Annotated in this window: 20 protein-coding genes; 16 read left to right on the top strand and 4 right to left on the bottom strand. The window is 46.5% G+C overall.

Annotated elements, in window-relative coordinates; genetic code table 11:
• Positions 1–8 precede the first annotated feature (8 nt).
• Positions 9–212, bottom strand: a complete 204-nt coding sequence (locus F4V51_RS15575; RefSeq protein WP_153978706.1) for a hypothetical protein — start codon at positions 210–212, stop codon at positions 9–11.
• A complete protein-coding gene (locus tag F4V51_RS15570) occupies positions 213–1,376 on the bottom strand; it encodes a glycoside hydrolase family 27 protein (protein ID WP_153978705.1) in 1,164 nt (387 codons plus the stop codon). It lies immediately after the preceding gene.
• A gap of 358 nt (positions 1,377–1,734) precedes the next feature.
• Between F4V51_RS15570 and F4V51_RS15565 the strand changes: the two genes are divergently transcribed.
• The 6 genes from F4V51_RS15565 (at position 1,735) to F4V51_RS15540 (ending at position 7,788) form a co-directional block, all read left to right on the top strand.
• Complete coding sequence (locus F4V51_RS15565) at positions 1,735–3,666, top strand: fructose-1,6-bisphosphatase (RefSeq protein ID WP_153978704.1); 1,932 nt, start codon at positions 1,735–1,737, stop codon at positions 3,664–3,666.
• A 218-nt stretch (positions 3,667–3,884) separates the two neighbouring features.
• On the top strand, positions 3,885–4,073 hold the full coding sequence (locus tag F4V51_RS29090) for a hypothetical protein (RefSeq protein WP_153978703.1): 189 nt from the start codon (positions 3,885–3,887) through the stop codon (positions 4,071–4,073).
• 91 nt (positions 4,074–4,164) lie between these two features.
• A complete protein-coding gene (locus F4V51_RS15555; RefSeq protein WP_153978702.1) occupies positions 4,165–5,085 on the top strand; it encodes a helix-turn-helix transcriptional regulator in 921 nt (306 codons plus the stop codon).
• A 23-nt stretch (positions 5,086–5,108) separates the two neighbouring features.
• On the top strand, positions 5,109–6,107 hold the full coding sequence (locus F4V51_RS15550) for a cysteine peptidase family C39 domain-containing protein (RefSeq protein ID WP_153978701.1): 999 nt from the start codon (positions 5,109–5,111) through the stop codon (positions 6,105–6,107).
• Positions 6,108–6,125: 18 nt separating this feature from the next.
• Positions 6,126–7,142 (top strand): hypothetical protein, encoded by a 1,017-nt coding sequence (locus tag F4V51_RS15545; protein WP_153978700.1) that lies wholly within the window; start codon positions 6,126–6,128, stop codon positions 7,140–7,142.
• 226 nt (positions 7,143–7,368) lie between these two features.
• Positions 7,369–7,788 carry a MarR family winged helix-turn-helix transcriptional regulator gene (locus tag F4V51_RS15540; protein WP_153978699.1) on the top strand — a complete coding sequence of 140 codons (420 nt, stop codon included), beginning with the start codon at positions 7,369–7,371 and terminating at the stop codon, positions 7,786–7,788.
• 241 nt (positions 7,789–8,029) lie between these two features.
• On the opposite strand, the gene F4V51_RS15535 is transcribed toward F4V51_RS15540, so the two are convergent.
• Complete coding sequence (locus F4V51_RS15535; RefSeq protein WP_153978698.1) at positions 8,030–8,881, bottom strand: aldo/keto reductase; 852 nt, start codon at positions 8,879–8,881, stop codon at positions 8,030–8,032.
• A 170-nt stretch (positions 8,882–9,051) separates the two neighbouring features.
• Here F4V51_RS15535 and F4V51_RS15530 point away from each other — a divergent pair, with 170 nt between their 5' ends.
• Positions 9,052–9,501: a MerR family transcriptional regulator gene (locus F4V51_RS15530; protein ID WP_153978697.1), complete on the top strand. Its 450-nt coding sequence runs from the start codon at positions 9,052–9,054 to the stop codon at positions 9,499–9,501.
• 509 nt (positions 9,502–10,010) lie between these two features.
• Positions 10,011–10,157 carry a hypothetical protein gene (locus F4V51_RS28860; protein WP_167301698.1) on the top strand — a complete coding sequence of 49 codons (147 nt, stop codon included), beginning with the start codon at positions 10,011–10,013 and terminating at the stop codon, positions 10,155–10,157.
• Between the two features lie 205 nt (positions 10,158–10,362).
• Here the strand turns inward: F4V51_RS28860 and F4V51_RS15525 are convergent, their stop codons facing one another.
• Positions 10,363–11,961: a PucR family transcriptional regulator gene (locus F4V51_RS15525; RefSeq protein ID WP_162009943.1), complete on the bottom strand. Its 1,599-nt coding sequence runs from the start codon at positions 11,959–11,961 to the stop codon at positions 10,363–10,365.
• A 273-nt stretch (positions 11,962–12,234) separates the two neighbouring features.
• Between F4V51_RS15525 and F4V51_RS15520 the strand changes: the two genes are divergently transcribed.
• The 8 genes from F4V51_RS15520 to F4V51_RS15485 all read left to right on the top strand — a co-directional run bounded on the left by F4V51_RS15520 (position 12,235) and on the right by F4V51_RS15485 (position 19,911).
• Positions 12,235–13,032: an ABC transporter ATP-binding protein gene (locus tag F4V51_RS15520; RefSeq protein WP_110822780.1), complete on the top strand. Its 798-nt coding sequence runs from the start codon at positions 12,235–12,237 to the stop codon at positions 13,030–13,032.
• Between the two features lie 30 nt (positions 13,033–13,062).
• On the top strand, positions 13,063–13,941 hold the full coding sequence (locus tag F4V51_RS15515) for an ABC transporter permease (RefSeq protein WP_153978695.1): 879 nt from the start codon (positions 13,063–13,065) through the stop codon (positions 13,939–13,941).
• A 26-nt stretch (positions 13,942–13,967) separates the two neighbouring features.
• The gene (locus F4V51_RS15510; RefSeq protein ID WP_153978694.1) at positions 13,968–14,996 is read left to right on the top strand and encodes an ABC transporter substrate-binding protein; all 1,029 of its coding nucleotides are present in this window, start codon (positions 13,968–13,970) and stop codon (positions 14,994–14,996) included.
• A 63-nt stretch (positions 14,997–15,059) separates the two neighbouring features.
• Positions 15,060–15,872 (top strand): cysteine hydrolase family protein, encoded by an 813-nt coding sequence (locus tag F4V51_RS15505; RefSeq protein WP_153978693.1) that lies wholly within the window; start codon positions 15,060–15,062, stop codon positions 15,870–15,872.
• 21 nt (positions 15,873–15,893) lie between these two features.
• The gene (locus F4V51_RS15500) at positions 15,894–17,081 is read left to right on the top strand and encodes an amidase (RefSeq protein WP_153978692.1); all 1,188 of its coding nucleotides are present in this window, start codon (positions 15,894–15,896) and stop codon (positions 17,079–17,081) included.
• Between the two features lie 72 nt (positions 17,082–17,153).
• Positions 17,154–17,996, top strand: coding sequence for a creatininase family protein (locus tag F4V51_RS15495; protein ID WP_153978691.1), 843 nt, complete (start codon positions 17,154–17,156; stop codon positions 17,994–17,996).
• Positions 17,993–18,859 (top strand): fumarylacetoacetate hydrolase family protein, encoded by an 867-nt coding sequence (locus tag F4V51_RS15490; protein WP_153978690.1) that lies wholly within the window; start codon positions 17,993–17,995, stop codon positions 18,857–18,859. The genes F4V51_RS15495 and F4V51_RS15490 overlap by 4 nt, the downstream gene beginning before the upstream one ends.
• 35 nt (positions 18,860–18,894) lie before the next feature.
• Positions 18,895–19,911, top strand: coding sequence for an ABC transporter substrate-binding protein (locus F4V51_RS15485; RefSeq protein ID WP_153978689.1), 1,017 nt, complete (start codon positions 18,895–18,897; stop codon positions 19,909–19,911).
• Positions 19,912–19,927 lie beyond the last annotated feature (16 nt).

Raw genomic sequence — 19,927 nt, 5'->3', positions numbered from 1 at the left:
ATTGTTTTTTATCGAAAAAATGCACAGTTCCCGGATTCACGGAAGTAACGAATCAGCTTCTCAATCGGATCCCGCCCGCAATTCAGCTTCACACCGAGACAGTCGATACAGAGGAATTGCTGGGCTGTTCGAGAGACCAGTTTGATATAAATACCCACATCATCCGACGAGAGCGGAACCTGGCAAGTGGTGCAGAGCCGGCTCTGTGCCATTTATTTCACCAATCTGGCTCGCACGACGAGACAATCATGGGCCCCAACCACCGGTGCATAACGCTCGCGGAATACACCCAGCTCCTTGTGTTCCCAGCAATCGTAGAGTGACAGGGAATAACCCGCGGCGTAAGGCAGCCCCATATCCCAGAATTGAAGGGACAGCTCGCGTTGACTGTCACTCAAGTTGAAGAAACCGATGGCAAGATCGCCATCTGTCAGCACCTTCACCAGCATGAATACATCATCTGTATGGAACCATTGAGGCTCGGGTTTGATGCGATAGGCACCGCGTGCTTCTGCATCCTGGTTAATAGCAAGCAGGTCGGGGTTCAACAGAATATCCTTGGTGGCCTGATTGGCCTTGCGGACATCACATCCAATCATGAGCGGTGATCCCATCATGGACCAGAGCGAGAAGTGCGTTTTGTATTCCGTGTCATTACAGCCGCCGATGGTTCCAATAAAGTCGTTGTTGCTTCCACCATACATGCCAACGATGAGCATGTCCATGTCATTATGGCAGAAGGAGCCAGTGTAGCTTTGTTTGCCGAGCTGGGACAGCGCCAGGTCCTTGACCGATTGCCAGTTGTCGCGAATGTCACCGGTGGAGCGATACATATGAGCCCCTGATTCACGAATCCACTCATATACGTTGTCTTCTCCCCAGTTGCAGGCAGAGAACAGGATATCCCGCCCGCAGTTTTTAAGTGCAAGGCTCATGCGCTTGTATAATAGCTCACCTGAGATATGGCGCGGCTTGAAACAGTAATCATATTTTAGATAATCCACGCCCCACTCGGCGAATAACGCAGCATCCTGGAATTCATGCTCGAAGCTGCCTGGATAACCTGCACAAGTATGTGTGCCAACACAGGAGTACATGCCAAATTTCAGACCTTTGTCGTGGATATAATCTGCAAGCGCCTTCATTCCACTCGGAAATTTAGCGGGGTCTGCGACCAGATTGCCATCTGCATCCCGTTCCTTCAGACTCCAGCAATCGTCAATGACGATGTACTCATATCCGGCGTTCAGATAACCCTCTGTAACAAACACATCGGCAACATCCCGAATCAACTGCTCATTGATGTCCCACGTGAAGGTATTCCATGAATTCCATCCTAGTGCAGGGGCAAACCCCATTAACGAATGATTGCTCATAATCTCGCTTCCTTCCTACATTCTGGTTTCATAAGTTATGAATAGAGTAGACACAACAATTAATATTTCAAAATAACTACAATGAACTTAAACGATAAATATGAATTCAGCCATAGCTTGACGTTGCTTCCATATGGACTGATGTTGTCCAGTGGCTTAAATAAACCAAAAGCCAAGTACAATCATTCAATGAAATTTGTTGAACCAGGAGAAACTGGAGTATAATGACCTTTGCGGATAGCCTTTAGAACGATTTCCGTGTTTGATAAAAAAACATATATAGATTGGTTATAATTGCATTTGCAAAGATTGGACCCAACTATACATCACGATCATTCCTTGAAAGGGGACATCTGTTTTGGATGAGCAATTTTTAGATCTACTTGCTGAGAAATATGATACGGAAGAAAAAATCATAACAGAGATTATCAACCTTGAAGCAATCTCCAATCTTCCGAAGGGAACCGAGCATTTTGTCAGTGATTTGCACGGGGAGTTCCAGGCTTTTCAGCATGTACTACGAAACGGTTCAGGAACCGTGAAAGAGAAAATCAAAGAATTATTTCGTGAGATATGGACAGAGCAGGAAATTAATGATTTTGCGGCGTTAGTCTATTATCCGGAAGAAAAAATAAAGCTGGTTATAGGGGATTTGAGCAATAAAAAGGCTTTGAACCAGTGGTACAGACAAACGATTGAAAACATGCTTAAGCTTGTTTCATACGCTTCTTCCAAATATACACGCTCCAAACTGCGGAAAGCTCTGCCGAAACAGTATGTATATATTGTAGAAGAGCTTCTATACAAGACGGATACGACCAACAATAAGGATCCGTATTACGAGGAAATATATCGGCAGATTATATCCCTGGGGCAGGCGGACAATCTCATTATCGGCCTTGCTTATACGACCCAGCGTCTGGTGGTTGACCACCTTCATGTGGTTGGCGATATTTATGACCGTGGGCCAGACCCTGATAAAATTATGGATACGTTAATTAACTATCATTCTGTAGACATTCAGTGGGGCAACCATGATGTGCTCTGGATCGGTGCCTATGCAGGTTCTCTGGTTTGCCTTGCGAATATTATCCGGATCTGCGCGAGATACGACAATCTGGACATCATCGAAGATGTATACGGAATCAATCTTCGCCCACTGTTAAACCTGGCGGAGAAATACTATGAAGATAATCCATCTTTCAGACCTAAGCTGCAGGGCGGCCATAACCTATCGGAGCAGGAAATTCTGCAGATCACCAAGATTCATCAGGCCATTGCCATGATCCAGTTTAAGCTTGAAATGCCGATTATCAAAAGACGCCCAGACTTTAATATGTCTGAAAGACTTCTACTGGAGAAGATCGATTATGACAAAAACGAAATCAACATCTGCGGAAAAACGTACCAGCTGGAAAACACCTGTTTTGCAACCGTAAATCCGCAGAACCCTGAACAATTGCTGGAGGAAGAACGCCAGGTGATGGAAAAGCTGCTGTTCTCCGTTCAGCATTCCGAGAAGCTGGCCCGGCATATGAATTTTCTTATGAAAAAGGGCAGCCTTTATTTAAAATACAACGGGAATTTGTTAATCCACGGCTGTATTCCTTTGGATGAAGAAGGAAATATGGAAGAAATGCAGATTGAAGGCAAGACGTATGCGGGCCGCCAGCTGCTTGATGTTTTTGAAGAGAACCTGCGCTACTCCTTTGCACATCTGGAAGAGACAGATGATCTGGCGACGGATATGGTATGGTACATCTGGACAGGGGAATGTTCCTCGCTCTTTGGCAAAAGAGAAATGACCACTTTTGAACGGTACTTTATCCAAGATAAGGAAGCGCACAAGGAGAGAAAGAACCCTTACTACCATTTACGTGAAAAGGAAGAGATCTGTCGAAAGATCCTGCAGGAGTTTGATTTGAATCCGGATCATGGACATATCATTAACGGACACACGCCAGTGAAAGAAATTCGTGGAGAGAGCCCTGTCAAAGCAAATGGAAAAATGGTCGTCATTGACGGTGGTTTCTCCAAAGCTTATCAATCCACAACGGGCATCGCGGGATATACCTTGTTGTATAATTCCTTCGGCATGCAGCTCGTCGCTCATCAGAAATTTAATTCAAAAGAAGATGTGCTGTGTAACGGAACGGACGTTTTATCCATAAAAAGACTGGTGGACAAAGAACTGGCGCGGAAACTGGTGAGGGAAACCAACATTGGGGAGAAGCTGCTGCAGAAAATCTCTAATTTGACAGATTTACTGGAATATCGCTCGATGAAATAAACTATTGCTAACCGTACTCACCCGGATCATACCGTTGGAGTGCAATTTGGTGTAGACGCTCGTACCAGGCAGGAAAGTTATCATACCCTGCCTGTGCGAGCTTTTCTTTTTTGTGGATTGGTCTGATCCAATACGTACTGCTGCGACATTCTATGTCGTACCATGACCTCTATAATAACGGTGAACACACAAACTACATTGAAAAGAGGTTCACACCATTGGCAAAAACCAAAAGAGGACGCGCCTTGTGGAATATCCCTTCCCGGGGGCGGGGAACATGTCCGGTATGCAGCAGCACACGTATTAAACTGTTGTATTCACAAACAAAAACAGATGGAACAAGTCTGAAAGTATGCAAGAAATGTTCCAAAGCTGTGCAATCCAGAGTGGATAGAGCAACCGTATAACGTAGCAGGCCTGTTCTTCGGAGCGGGCCATTCGTTTGGTATAATGGGGTTACGTTTTGCACATTGTGGAATCAATTGGGGGCCTGTAAAGATGAGTAATATGCATCGTATTCACTGGTTTGACGAGCAGATTCGAAGCGGACGTTTTCCGAACAGCAGCTGGCTTGCCCGTGAATTTGAGATATCCCGGCGTCAGGCACAGCGCGATATTGAATATATGGCGATTTCATTACGCGCTCCTTTACTATATCTCGCAAAATATAGAGGGTATTGTTATGAGGACCAGACCTATCGGTTACCCCATTTATATATGACAGAAGAAGAACAGAGCGTCCTTAAGTATCTGGCTCATCGTTATCGGCATTTTAATCACGAGCAATCTGATGTGGTCAAGCGTGTGGCGCATCTGTTAGAGAGATTTACGGCTGAAGAGCAGAAAATATTGAGCCGACCACTTCCCACATTCGCTGCATCGCCGAAGCTTCTTCAGCATGTTGAATTATTATCCCACGCCATAACAGAATCACTCAAAGTACATATGTATTACCGAGACTTTTCCGGAGAAAGGCAGTTTCCTTGGTGTCCATTGAAGATCGTATCCCAGTACAATGCTGATTACGTCATTGGCTATGAAACGGATCCTGTACAGCAAAGTGCCATACGGATGGAGGGTATCGTTCATGTCCGATTGACGGATGAAACATTCGAATGTGATTCAGACATGCAGCTCAGTGGATGGGAAGAACCTCTACCTGTTCGAAAACCGTTTATAGCTGAAATTCGTTTGAAAGAAGTGCAGCAAACAGAGCAGTGGCAAGGGTATCGAATTCGGGACACACAAGATCGGATTCACGCGATTGAATTTTATGATACAGAGGCTTTCCTGCAGCAATTATTTATAAGTGAGTGGGAGGAATTAATATCTCCTGGGTGGCTAAGACGCAGGATGCAGAGCCATGCAGACGCAATTCTTAACAGACTTCACAATTCAAATCATGCTCAAGTGAAGTAAAGACCATGGAGGGAGATCTTATCTTGGCCGAAGTACAGTTAAACAACCTGGTGGTAAAACGAGAGTCCAAATCATTTGTGGATAGTCTGCATGCCATATTGACCCATACTGGTCAGTTTCAAGGTGCAAAATATTTGCTCTCCGGGTATACGGGAATGGCCTTTAAACTTTCGGTGCATCGCAGGCTTCTTCCCATGTCGGTAACGGCGTATGGACAATGGGGAGAAGCGCACCGCCCTGGAATCGACAACCTGGGAATATTCACGATCTGGGATGGAGGACGTACGCGACATTCTACATTCGATTATTATCAGATGGATGCAGTGCAATGGGTGAAGCGAAGTCTGGACGAGGGAAAAGGAGTAATCTATTGGATTCCGGAGTTCGGGGTTATCCATGGATATGATGACAACGATGGTATCTTTTACTTACAAGATAGGTGGAGTAAGGAGCCTCAGATTTTGCTATATGACAATTTCGGGCTAAACTTCACAGGTTTCTGGTATTGTCAGATCTTTGGTGAGCAGATTCCAATACCCAAACAGGATATGTTGTTGGAATCCTTGCGACTTGCTATCGAGGATTGGGATATCCCTTATCGACTATTACCAGACCAAAACATCGCTTCTGGCCGATTGGCATATGACGTATGGGTGCAAGCTCTACGAAGTGGAGATTATGATTCATCAGGGGCAACGTATCTTTTAGAATCTTATTGTCAGTCTCGAAATGAAATCCGATTGTACCTGCAGGATATGCAAGGCATATGGGATGAGCTGGACCAAGCTTATTCATGTTATGACCAGCTTGGAAGGTTAATTCACCAGATGAGGGGATTTATGAGTCAGCAGGAGGACAAATGGACTCTGGAGCTGGATGCAGCGGACAAACTGGCACAGGTTCTAATGGAAGCGAAAACACTAGAAGAGCAAGCGGTCCATTTTTTTCGCATCATATCCTTAAAATTCCCTGATCGTAAGCGCTCAACTGTACCACGATGGGGAGCGCACTCGCCAAGATAGACAGAGGGAGGAAGGATCATGGCAAAACAAGTTTATCTGGACCTGATTCAATCGGATCAAGCCCAGCATTCTAAGGATGCAAACATTATAAGTAGCAGCAAGGGTTCCTATGCAGATGTGATGCACCGCATTTTAATACATAAGAAGTGGACGGAATTACCGCTTCACATGATTGCGGGCATGACAGCAACAGTATTTCGATTGGTCGTAGATCGGCGTCTGACCGAAGAATCAATCTCAGCCTATAACTGGATGGCAGAGAATTTTGTAGCTGTTGATTTTATTGGAGTAACGGTCAGTCAGGCAGCTGGCTTTTCATTTGCACCGACGTTTCCCCTGTATCAAAAACAGGCATTGGTGGACATTAAGACATCCATTGATCGGGGTGTAGGGGTCATAGTATGGCATGACCAATTTGTTATTGCTGCCGGGTATGATGATGTGGAGCAGGTTTTGCTCCTCTGTAACAGCGAAGGCCAAGACGTTACTCGTTTGCCTTACGATTCTTTTGGGAGAAATAGAACGCCTTATTGGTATTATCAAGTGCTTGAATCCTGTAGAGCGGTAGATTTGTGGGAGGTCTGCAAGGAATCGTTGATTCAGGCCGTCTACAAATGGGAAATCCATGATTACATGCTGCCATCTCAGGATTACGCCTGCGGCTCTGCTGCATATTCTGTCATGGCTTCAGCACTGGAAACAAGTGTTTATGATCCGAGGCAAGCTGCTGCAGTTCTCCGATATTATTGCAGATCAAGAGAAATTATGGCCAGCTATGTTGCAGGTCTCGGATACCTCTCTGACCAGATGGCTCAGGTCATACAAGAATATAGATCTTTGTCAGATCTTTATATGGAGATGATTCGTTGGGTTGATCAATGTGATTTATGGGATGTCAAAGAACCGGAGTGTGTACAGTCTGTGATAGCGCTACTCCATCAAGCGAGAGAAACGGAACAACGAGCCATTGATGCTATTAAGCAGGCATTTCCCGAAACCATCGGCAATCGTTTTATAGATGTTGGACTGAGATAGCTGTCATCATGCTGTGAATAAAAACCGAACCGAGCTCTTTGAAGCCTGGGAGGTTTTTTTGCGTTTAACTAGCATTCCAGGTGATTGAATATGGAGGCTTTTATACGTATCAGTAACAAGAAATGTTGATCCTGAGCTTGGTCTTAAATTGACAAAAGTACATAGAACAAGTAATATCTAAATAAAGAATCTTAAAACTGAGATATATAAAGTGGAGTGAGAAACCATGAATAATTTTCGATATCAAGCATGTCTTCATTTCATTCAAATGTCAAAAATGATTCAGGACCAATTTCGGAGCGAGTTAAAGAAAGCAGATCTCAATTTCACGGAACTTTCTGTGTTAGTATCGCTTGAACATGAAGAGAAACAGGCAATTCAACAGATTTCTCAACATGTTTCTTTGACTAGTGGTGCTTTGACGTATATCTTGGATAAATTGGAGAATAAAAAGCTGCTAACTCGAATCCCTTGTCATTCGGATCGTCGGGTGATATTCGTACAACTAACCGAAAAAGGCAGACACGTAATCGATTGTATACTTCCCAATCTGTATAGCTTGGCTGATACTCAGTTCCATTCGTTAACGATGGATGACGCTGATAAACTAGAAAAGTTAGTAACGAATATGGGGACCGTCGGTTAATACAGCCTGGATGGCGAAAATTTCAATAACCTGGGTGAAGTCTATCCATTGGGATGGGGACACGATCAGGGAGACCGAATTGGGTTATACAACTTGAATCTCAAAACACAACAAGGTTATATGGATGTAGAATGCTTCAATTACGAGTCCTGAGATAGTCTGCTTTTGAATCGGATGGATAAGAAAAACGAAGAATGTTGATCTGACAGATCGACATTCTTTTTGCACATTACAATAGGGTTTACAGATCAATCTTCCAGTTTCCCATCATCTTGGCAACTTCCGGATCGTGATACGATAAGAAAAGACTCTTCCGCGTATCAAGGGCCGTAATTTGTTCAATATCCTCGGTATCCAACTCAAAATCGAAGATGTTGAAGTTTTCGACAATCCGCTCTTTTTTTACTGATTTCGGAATGACAACGATCCCACGCTGCACAAGCCAGCGCAGCACGACCTGCGCGACAGACTTACTGTGTTTCTCAGCAATGGATATCAGCACTTCATTGCCAAACATGTTATTAAGCCCTTCAGCGAATGGAGCCCAAGACTGATGTTGAACTCCTTGTTCTTTCATAAAGGTGGCACTCTCGGTTTGGTGATAGAACGGGTGAGTTTCGACCTGGTTAACAGCTGGCACGATTTCATTATGCACGATAAGGTCCATCAGACGGTCTGGCAGGAAGTTACTCACACCGATCGCCTTGATTTTACCTTCATGGTACAGTTCTTCCATGGCACGCCAAGCACCGTAGTAATCGCCAAACGGCTGGTGTATAAGATATAAATCGAGATAATCCAACTGCAGCTTATTTAAGGATTTGTTAAAAGCAAGCTTGGCGCTCTCATAACTGGCATCCTGGACCCAGAGCTTGGTCGTGATGAACAGCTCTTCACGAGGAATGCCACTGCGCTTGATCGCACGTCCGACCGCTTCCTCATTCAAATAACCGGATGCAGTGTCGATCAACCGATAACCAGCCATCAGCGCTTCATATACTGCATTCTCGCATTCTTCAGCATCCGGAACTTGGTAAACACCAAAGCCGATAATCGGCATTTTTACCCCATTGTTTAATGTGACGGTTTGCATCGTAATTCCTCCTAATATTTTAAATATAATGCAATGGCCCTAGATTCGAATTCGGGCACCTCAACAGGGTTTACCTTCGTGGTCGAGTTGCATTACAATGAGCCTATCACCTTCGTGTTACACGAAGGCAAGCATACTCTGGAATTTATATTTTTCAAGGAGGTCTTCTCATGCATACCGTCAAAGAGGCCGCGCAGATCACAGGACTCACCGAGCACGCTATTCGCTTTTATACAGATAAAGGCTTGGTGCCAAGTGTACAGCGCAATCAGAATAATATTCGAATGTTTGACGAAGAATCAATCAACTGGTTACATGGCATCAAATGTCTCAAACAATCCGGGATGCCGATTGAAAATATTAAAATGTATGTTGATTACTGTCTCGAAGGAGATTCAACTATCCCACAACGGTATACACTTATGATGAAGCATAGAGAGGCAGCTCTTGCTAAGTTTGAAGAAGCCAAACAGCACTTAGCACATTTGGAAGAAAAGACCGCTTTGTATCAAGCCATAATGGAGAACCGTTCCCTGGACACAACCAATCCCGCTAACTGGGATCGAATTAAACATATGCACAGCGACGTATTTTACGCATCCTCTGCTGGTGATCTATAAAGAACAAAAACGCAGCTTAAAGTGCAGGTGCGGAATTAAGTATAGATGCAAGCGTGAACGCCATTCTTGGTCAGTATACTTTTAGCGAACATTCATCGGTCCATGAGTTGATAGAATTTACGTACAATCAATGCTTGGTTTGATACCACTCGCTGGCTTCAAATATGTAAAATGCCGCAAAGCACTCGCGATGAAAACACAGGAATGGTTGATATCCATCTATCTTCAGGCCAATATAAGTGTTGCTTCTCTCAGCCATGTAGCTTCACTGAAGAGGCCAAATAACGGAGTTATAGTCTACAGCTTTATTCGCCGAGCCTAATATTTTGTTTATCTAAACCTAGAAAAATCCCTTTACAATCATTTACAGTGAGTTATAATACAATCAACAAGTGGCTTACTTCACAAGAAAAGTGAAATATTGTAATTCCTTATTTGCAATGATGAAGTCAACATCGACTCGTCCATTTTGAATTGCTTATTACATAATAGATACCGGAGGTATGGTTATGGTCAAGAAGAAAATGTCCACAACTCTCAGCGCAGCTTTAATCGTTTCTATGCTGGCTGCAGGCGTGATCGTCGCGATCCAAGGTCATACAACGTTAGAGGTAGCAAAAACAGCAGGGGATAAAAAGGTGGAAGTTATTAAATGAATTAGTTAGGTACGGCTCTAGTCGTCAATTAGGGAGTATTCGAAGCACCTGATGCGAAATCCAGGCGGAATCAAAAGACACTAGAGTGGCAGCAGCTAAAGATAAAAATGAACAAGTATGGTGAATTTATTAACCTCAGCTCGGTAAACCTGCTGAGGTTTTTTTATTGGGGTGGAATAGAGCGCGCGACGACAATTGACCTTTTTTAAACTTGTCTCTCAGACGACATCAAGTGCCTAAACATCAGTCCCAGCTTTAAGAGCAGCAGATGATCGGTATTCTTCAAATCCAGATTCAGCAGCCCCGAAATTTTCTCCAGCCTGTACAGTACGGTGTTGCGATGGATGTATAGCTCTCGTGCCGTTTCATTCACTTGGCCGTTGTTGGCAAAATAGGCTTCAAGTGTGTGCATCATCTCACTGGTGTATTCCTCTTCTTTGTCCATGAGTGGACGGAATAAATAAGAGCAATACCGAACCATAACCTCCTGCGGAATATGCTTGAAGAGATAAATAAACTCCAAGTCAGCAAACATGACAATCGGTTCGCTTAAACCAAGCTCCGTACTGATTCTCTCCGCCTCCCCGCACTCCCGGAAGCCGTCGATGAACTCCTCTATGCCCGTTCTCACTTTACTGATAAAACATGTCCTTGTTCCGTGCTCCCATGAATGCATCAAATCAGCATACAAACGTACCGAATCCTCATACTTCCTTCGATCCTTGGCCTCTTCTTCTAGAAGGGGGAAGAGTGAATATATGCGGTTCATCACATAAAAATGATGGGATTCCAAGGAGGACGTTTTGGGATGGTCCTGAAGCCTGTTCTGAATCTCCCTCAGTTTGCGCCTCTGATTTTCATGGTCCCAAGCATCCGCTCTTGTGGAAGATACCATGCATACGTAGGGTGTGGTCCAAAATGTGCTTCCCAATGCTTCAGCAAATTCGAGCACCGTTTTCAGAGAGGCGTTCCCCTTTAAGTAACGTTCCATGGCCATGCCAAGACGACTGCCTGCCGCAGTAGCCTCCTGATTCTGGATGACCTCCAGATGATAGGAAAGAATGACGGCAGCTTGGTGAAAAATGCCCTCCATTTCATGTGCTTCCAGCAGATTTTCAGTTTGTATCAGCAAGTAACCGTATGACTTTCCGTTTTTCAGCAGGGGGACCCGATACAAAAGGTTGCTCGCCGACTTGTAAAACCGATTGTCCTGATTCCAGGGCCAATCGCTCAACAGCTCCATATCGGAACAACGTGTCATGTTATACAAGGTCTGTCCTTCAGAGGTAACGATGGCTAAAGGAACGCCTAAAATACTTGTGATACTTTGAAAATAATTGGTGTACTCATCGGCCTGCATCGCAAAATCGACCAGCTTCTTCTGTGTTTCAAGCAATTCATTCAGCCGGCGGGTATCGCGTTGGAACTCGGATTGGTAGAGAGCGGTGATCTGCTCGGAGAAGGTGAATTGAAAGGGAAGCTCAATTAGGGGCAAGCCCAGCCGATCAGCTTCCAGCAGAGCTATCTCTGGTATTTCTGCCCAGTATCGACCAAGCTTGATGCCAAGCCCGGAGGCTCCACGTTCATTCAGCTTTTGCAGCAAATTAACAAAATCCTCGGGTGAATCCCTAATCGCATAAGCTGTAGTCAACAAGAGCTCCCCTTCTTTCATCCAGTTGATCACATCCGGCGCATCCATCAAATTGATGGAGCTGATCGTTCGAGAAATTCCTTTTTTGCCTGCGGCCAACTTGCCTTCCGATAACGGGTACACCGCCAACGCATCTTCTATAGTTAAATGCATGTCAATCCATCCTCCTAAACGATACATATCTGAATCAGGTACCGGACACCACGTCACTTTTTAAGCAATTATATAGGGTTTTGTTGAATTCCTGCAATCCCTTTTGTTATATGCATGTCATATAAGTTGACCGATAAGCTAGGATTTTCTGTTTTTGAACCAACGTAAAGCGTATACCATTAGATAAAAAACCAAAATTGTGTCAGGAATATTTACATGCATATTTTTTGGCTATATGATAGGACACAACTTCAAAGAGAAGAGGGGATTCAGATGCAGCTCACCCAAAATCAACAGGCAGCGGCCCAAAAGGACAGCCGTTCCATGCTTGTAATCGATGATGTCGGCAAAATCTACCCCAATGGCACTGTAGCTGTGCAGCATGCGAATCTGCATGTGGGGGAAGGAGAATTTCTATGTTTTGTCGGTCCTTCCGGTTGCGGGAAATCTACTATTTTCAATATGATTGCCGGTTTGACGGAACCGACCTCCGGTCATCTGACCGTGCTGGGTACTTCCCCAAAGGAAGCACGTAAACAGAATGAAATTGCCTTTGTATTTCAGGAGCATACCCTGCTCCCGTGGGCCAAGCTGATTGATAATGTCACCATGCCTCTTACTTTGCGTGGCGTATCCAAAAAGGAGCGAATTACCGAAGGGGAGCGGGTTCTAGAGCTGGTAGGCCTGAAGGATTATATGAAGGTGCTGCCCCGAGAGCTGTCGGGCGGAATGAAGATGAGAGTATCCATTGCACGAGCGTTGATATCCCGTCCCAAGCTGCTGTTAATGGACGAACCGTTTGGCGCCCTTGATGAAATTACCAGGCAGACGCTGCAGAATGAATTGCTAAATATTTGGGAACAGGACAAGAAGATGTCGGTTCTGTTCATTACGCATAACGTGTTCGAAAGTGTGTTCCTATCAACAAAAGTCGTAGTGATGACGCCTCGTCCCGGTAAAATTTCGGATTTCATTGATATTCCGTTTGCCTATCCGAGGGATGATGAATTCCGGACCCAGCCTGAATTCGGTGAATATGTACGCAGCGTGTCCAATGTACTGAATCATTGATAGCCAGATATGAGAGGAGTGGGAAGCAACATGGAAGAGATGGTAGCTAATCCAGCCGTTGAAACGACACCAGGTATCCGAGCTTCTGGGAAGGACAATGCCCGCAGCCATCATCCGGCAGAAGAGAGTCCAGTCATTGGACTGATGAAAAAAATTCTGCCGCCAATCGTCGTGTTTGTCCTGTTTATCGGTGGATGGGAATTAATCGTGCGGATACTCGGAATGCCCCCATATATCTTGCCCAAGCCATCCGATATTGCCGCAGCCGCTGCTGAGAACAGCGCGAATCTGATTACGTCGGTAAGCACAACCATTGTGGAGGCTTTGATTGGCTTTACGATCAGTGTCGTGCTCGGTATTTCATTGGCCATTCTACTGGCCCTGTCCAAAACGGTAGAAAAAAGCGTATATCCCTACGCTATTATCCTACAGACTATTCCGGTCGTGGCGGTAGCACCAATCATAGTGATCTGGTTCGGAGCGGGAATAAATGCCATTGTGATCATTTCATTCTTAATCAGCTTTTTCCCAATTTTATCGAATACGCTGATCGGATTGAACTCAACGGATCAGAACATGAAGAATTTATTCTATCTGTATAATGCAAGCAAGCTGCAAACCATTTGGAGGCTGAGATTTCCTGCGGCACTCCCGTACATTATGGCAGGGCTGAAAATTTCATGCTCCAGTTCGGTTGTCGGAGCGATCGTGGGTGAGTACATTGCAGGCATTGGTGGCGGACAAGGCGGACTCGGTTACGGGATTACCGTTGCAGCAACCCGCCTGCAAACTCCTTATCTGTTCGCCTGCGGTTTAGCAGCATCGGCCCTAGGAATCGCATTTTTCCTGATCATCAACATGGTGTCGAACAAACTTTTGAAGTCCTGGCATGAATCAGCAATGAAATGATACCAGAACCGGGGGAGAGATCCAACATGTCCAAACATCGTATGAACTTTCGTTACAAGAAATGGCTGCTGTCGGCTGCATCTTTGATCCTACTGCTTCTAAGCGCATGCTCCAATTCCTCCGCTCTAGAATCCGCCGCCTCGGCGGGTGGGGAAGCCGGAACAGATTTGAAGCAGGTGAAACTGATCGAGGGCTGGTACGCCAAAGGGGAAGATGGAGGCTATTTTGCGGCATTGCAGCAGAACTATTATAAGGACAAAGGGATCGACATGACGATTCAGCCAGGAGGCCCCGAGGTGTCAACCATGCAGCTTGTCGCTGCAGGCAAAGCTGAATTCGGTATCTCTTATGCTGATGAAATCTTGAAGGCCCGGGAACAGGGAATTCCTGTTGTCGGTATCCTTGCCGGTTTTCAAAGCACACCGCAGGTTCTGATGTACCACAAGGGGGAGGACATTCAGGATTTCACAGACCTGAACGGCAAAACCGTATACATCGGTACAGCGGTGCCTTACTGGGAATATATCAAGAGCCAATACAATCTGACAGATGTAAAAGAAATGAAGTATAACGGCCAGCTGGTCAATTTTATCAATGACCCCAGTTCGCTCAACCAGGGTTACATCACGAATGAGCCTTACGCACTTTCTCAGCAGGGGGTTGAGGTGGAGTATCTGAAAATCGCCGATTCCGGTTACGCGAACTATGCAGACGTTCTTTTTACGACGGAAGATTATCTTAAAGAGCACCCTGATGTTGTTGAAGCTGTGGTGCAGGCAAGTCAGAAGGGTTGGAGCTATTATCTAGACAACTATGAAAAGGTAAACCCGTTTATTCAAACCTATAATCCCGATATGACGGTAGAAGCAATGAATTATGAAGCAGTGCAGGAAAAACCCTTTATTCTTAACAAAGAATCTGAGGCAAATGGTATAGGTTACATGACAAAGGAACGCTGGAGCACCCTGCAGGATCAGATGATCAAGGGCGGAGGATTAACGAAGGCACTAGATGTTACCCAGGCGTTTACAACGGAGTATCTGATGAAGCCATAAACCTGAACCAAAAGGATTTGAAGCTTCAAATCAGAAATTTCAGAAAAAATGAGGGGACCTAATATGTTCAAACTTGGAAATCGAAAGAGCTATTGGCAAGTGTCCGAAACGCTGGTGGATCTAAGGCGAACGCAAAAGTACGGCAAGTCAGTAACCCTCCCTGCACAGCCGCAGGAAGTCATATTTGATCTCGAGCATACGGCAGTTATTGTCATCGATATGCAGAATGATTTCTGTACACCGGGTGGATGGCTGGATTCTATTGGGGTTGATACCTCTCCGCTCCTTAACCCGGTCAGCAGGCTGAACCGACTGATGCCCGAGCTGCGAAAAGCGGGAGTGCCTGTGATATGGGTGAACTGGGGCAACCGGGAAGACCGAATGAACGTGCCGCCATCCGTACTTCATGTATACAATTCGGATGGGCGGGGCAACGGCATTGGGGACCCGCTGCCGGGGAACGGCTCCAAGGTGCTGGAGAAAGGCAGTTGGGGAACGGCAATTGTCGATGGTCTGGATTCGTCTCCCGATGATATCTATGTGGATAAATACCGCATGAGCGGGTTTTGGGATACACCACTGGATAGTATTCTACGCAATCTTAATATTCAAACGGTGTTGTTTGCGGGGGTAAATCTCGATCAGTGTGTCATGCATACACTGCAGGACGCGGCTTGTCTCGGATATGACGGCATACTTCTGGAGGATTGCTCGGCAACAAGCTCCCCGGATTTCTGCATAGAAGCGACCTTGTACAATATCAAGCAATGTTATGGCTTCGTTACGGATTCCACCTGGTTGGTAGAAGAGCTGAACGGGGCAGCGACCCCTATAGAGAGAAACAACTCGGAAGAGCTGGCATCGCTAGAAGGCTGAACGGAAGGATGGGATGACGCAATGAAGGACCAATGGAACGCCGTTGTCAACCAGGTAAACGTTGAGCCGACAGGGCAGGGTAGGCTGAACGGACTCAGCTTTATGGTCAAGGATGTGTTTGCCGTCCGTGGCCATACAAATGGCGCGGGTAATCCACGTTGGCTCCAGACGCATGGGCCCGAGGCGGAACACGCGGAAACGCTCAACCTGCTATTGCAGCAAGGAGCAAGGCTAACGGGGATGACGCATACGGATGAGCTGATGTTCAGCTTGAATGGTGAAAATGTTCATTATGGAACACCAGTGAATCCAAGGGCTCCCGATCGTATCCCTGGAGGTTCGTCGAGCGGATCGGCGGTAGCTGTCGCCGCTGGGCTTGCTGACTTCTCCCTTGGAACGGATACGGGAGGATCGGTGCGTGTGCCATCTTCGTACTGTGGAATTTATGGAATGCGTCCATCACATGGCATTGTCTCCGCGAAAGGCGTTATCCCACTCGCTCCCAGCTTCGACACCGTCGGCTGGATGGCACGTGATTTCGAGACGCTGTGCCGGATAGGAGAAGTGCTTTTGCCGCAGACAGACTCGGGTACAGGTTTCAGACGGGTGCTCATCGGTGAGGATGCATGGGAGCTTGCTGATACTGAGAGCAAAGAGGCGCTTGCCCCTTACCTGAAGCTGCTGTGCGGCATGGCTGCGAGCCATGAAACGGTTCGCATCGCCCCGCAGGGTCTACCTGAATGGATGACCATGTTCAGGACGATCCAGGGCTATGAAATATGGCAGGAGCATGGGGCGTGGATTGAACGTGAGCAGCCGACCTTCGGGCCAGATACGGCAGGGCGATTCTCCTGGGCAAGCACTGTTGAACGTGGAGATCAGGAGAATGCAGCTGAACGCCGGGTTGAGGTACGCAAGCACATGGCTGACCTGCTCAGAACGGATACGGTGCTTGTGATTCCGACGACGACTGGAGTGGCCCCGAAGCTGGGCTTGGACGGGCCTTTAATTGAAGAACGAAGAGTGAAAACGATGCGTTTAACCTGCATTTCCGGTTTGTCGGGTCTACCGCAGCTTACGATCCCCGCTGCCGAGGTGCTGGGATGCCCGGTCGGTATTTCGATCATTGCAGGTCCGGGACAGGATCAACGTCTGCTGGAATGGGCCACATCCTTTCTTTCAGCAGTAAATTCAGAAATAAAAGGATAAGAGCATCATTCGATATATGGACATGAAGCTACGCGTAAAAAAAATAAAGCCGCAGGAGAAAGGGTGTCAGTTATGTTTCAACGATATGAAGGAACAGCGTGGGAGGAACGATTTTTGCCCCGTCTGACCAGCAAACAGGTCAAAGAACTGCCGAAAGATAAGGCACTGGTTATTCTCCCAGTCGGAGCTGTGGAGCAGCATGGCCCCCATCTGCCCGTATATACGGACACTTTGATTGGGGAAGCGACATTATCCCAAACGCTGGAACGGGTGAGAGCAGATAAGGAGATATGGCTCCTGCCTCCGGTCTCGTATGGCAAAAGCAATGAACATATCGGACTTCCGGGCACCATTTCCTTATCGGCGAGCACACTGCATGCCATCATGCTGGACATTGCGGAAAGTCTGAAGGCCAGTGGTTTTCGCAAGTTACTTTTGTTTAATACCCATGGCGGCAACGTGGATTTGCTAAATACGGTATCACGAGAAATACGGATCAGAACGGGGATGATGGTTTTCTATCTCAGTCCCAGCAGTCTGAATGTGGCAGAGGATCTCCTGTCTCCCGAGGAGCTGGAATACGGTATTCATGGTGGCGATTATGAGACCTCTCTCGTGATGTCCATTAAACCGGACTGGGTGAAGGAGGAATTTCTCGTCAAAGAGCTTCCGGATATGTCCTCTTACCGCTTTCTTACATTAGAAGGGAAAATTCGTTTCGCCTGGAAGATGGCAGATATCTCCGCTACCGGCATTGCTGGTGATGCTACGACGGCCACGCCTGAGAAAGGCAGGATTATTCAGGAACGAATCTCAACGATTTTGTCGGAGGCACTGGAGGAACTGTGTGATTTTGAAATCACCGATGTCCGCGGGACTGAACCGGTTCAGCAGCCAGCAGGAAGCACCCCGTGAAGCTCGTCAGTCTGAAACACGGCGATGGTGAACAGGCAGCGATTGAACATGGGGAACGATTCATACTTCTAGAGGAGATCAACAGGGCGGAAGGAAGCTCATGGGGCACCAACGTTATGGAGATCTTGCAGCAAGGCCAGCTAGAGGAGCTTGTCCAGTGGTATCAGAAGCACGGGGATAGAACAGTTTCATCCATCCCTTTCATTCCTTCAGAAGAAGCTATATCTGCTCCGCTCTTACGGCACCCTCGTAAAATATGGGGAATTGGCATGAATTATGTGCAAAAAGCGATTGATCTCGCATCTACTCCTCCAGAGCGCGAGCCGGTCTGCTTCATGAAGCCGGACTCCAGCCTGATCGGGCCGGAAGAGTATATCCAGCTTACGGCTCAGGATATGAATGTGACAACAGAAGCAGAGCTTGGCATTATCATCGGTCGAACCTGCAAAAATGTGCCGGAAGAACGTGCGCAGGAGGTCATTGCCGGTTTTGCCGCAACGCTGGATATGACTAACCAGGACATTCACGCACGGAACCCCAGATTCCTGCAGCGATCCAAGGTATTCGATACATTTTTCAGTCTCGGACCCCAACTAATAACACCTGATGAAATAGGCGATCTGCAGAACCTCGTCGTTGAAACGGTGTTGAATGATGAGGTTATTCATAGCAATACGGTGTCTCGTATGATGTATCATCCATGGTTCATTGTCTCGTATTTTTCGCAGATGATGACTCTCTATCCGGGAGATGTGATCATGACAGGCACACCCGGGTCCGTCCGGATTCAGCAAGGAGATATGGCCGAGTGTAGAATCAGTGGCTTTATGACGCTTCGAAATCCGGTAGCAGTAGTAGAGTAAATCATCCGTAATTTTCCTTGGGGAGTGGTAATGAGATGAACAAGTACAGACAAAAGGGAACTGTCGTATTACTCGCAGCAATGATTTCCTTATCCACATTACTGGCGGCTTGCGGGAAACAGCCAACTGCTGAGAATGCCGCTGCTACGGGGGGAAGCGAGGAACTCACGGCAATTACACAGGTGACAAACTGGTTTGCACAAGCAGAGCACGGGGGTCTGTATGCGGCAAAGGAACAAGGATATTACAATGAGGCTGGTCTCGATATGACCATCCAGGCAGGTGGGCCGCAGGTGTCTCCAACACAGATCGTGGCTTCAGGCAAGGCGCAGTTCGGACTGGCTACAGCGGATCAATTGCTGGTCGCTCGTGAAGAAGGAATCCCTCTTGTAGCGATTGCGACGATATTCCAGAAAAGCCCGCAGGGGCTTATGGTTCATGCCAATCAGAACATGTCCTCCCTGGCCGATTTGAACAACCGCTCCGTATACGTGGGGACAGGCTCGGTCTTTTGGGACTTTGTGAAGAGTAAATACCAATTGGGTAACGTGAAGGAATTGGCATATACCGGTTCTCTGGCTCCTTTTGTAGCTGATGATACGGTTGCGATTCAGGGCTATGTAACCAGTGAGCCGTACGAGATGAAGCAGCAGAATGTGGATATTAATTTCCTGCTACTGGCAGACGCCGGTTATAACCCGTATTCCAATGTGCTGTTCACAACGGAGCAGTATATTCAGGATCATCCTGATATTGTGCGCGGTTATGTCGAGGCTTCGATGAAGGGCTGGGATTATTACAAGACCAATTATGATACCGTGAATGACGTCATTTTAAAGGAAAACCCTGATTTTACGAAAGAAAAGCTGAACTATGCCGCAGAAGCACTTATCCCGTTTGTATATGAAGGTGATGCGGCGACACATGGTGTTGGCTACATGACAGAGGAACGCTGGACGGAGCTCGGAAAGCAGCTTAAGGAGATTGGAGCATTGAAAGAGGAGCCTGATATCAGCAAAGTGTTTACGGATGAATTCTTGCCGAAATCCTAAGAGATTCCTATGGAGA

Source organism: Paenibacillus xylanilyticus (assembly GCF_009664365.1).
Lineage (GTDB): Bacteria > Bacillota > Bacilli > Paenibacillales > Paenibacillaceae > Paenibacillus > Paenibacillus xylanilyticus_A.
Note: the sequence above shows the minus strand (reverse complement) of the source record. Positions and strands in the feature narration are given on the sequence as shown.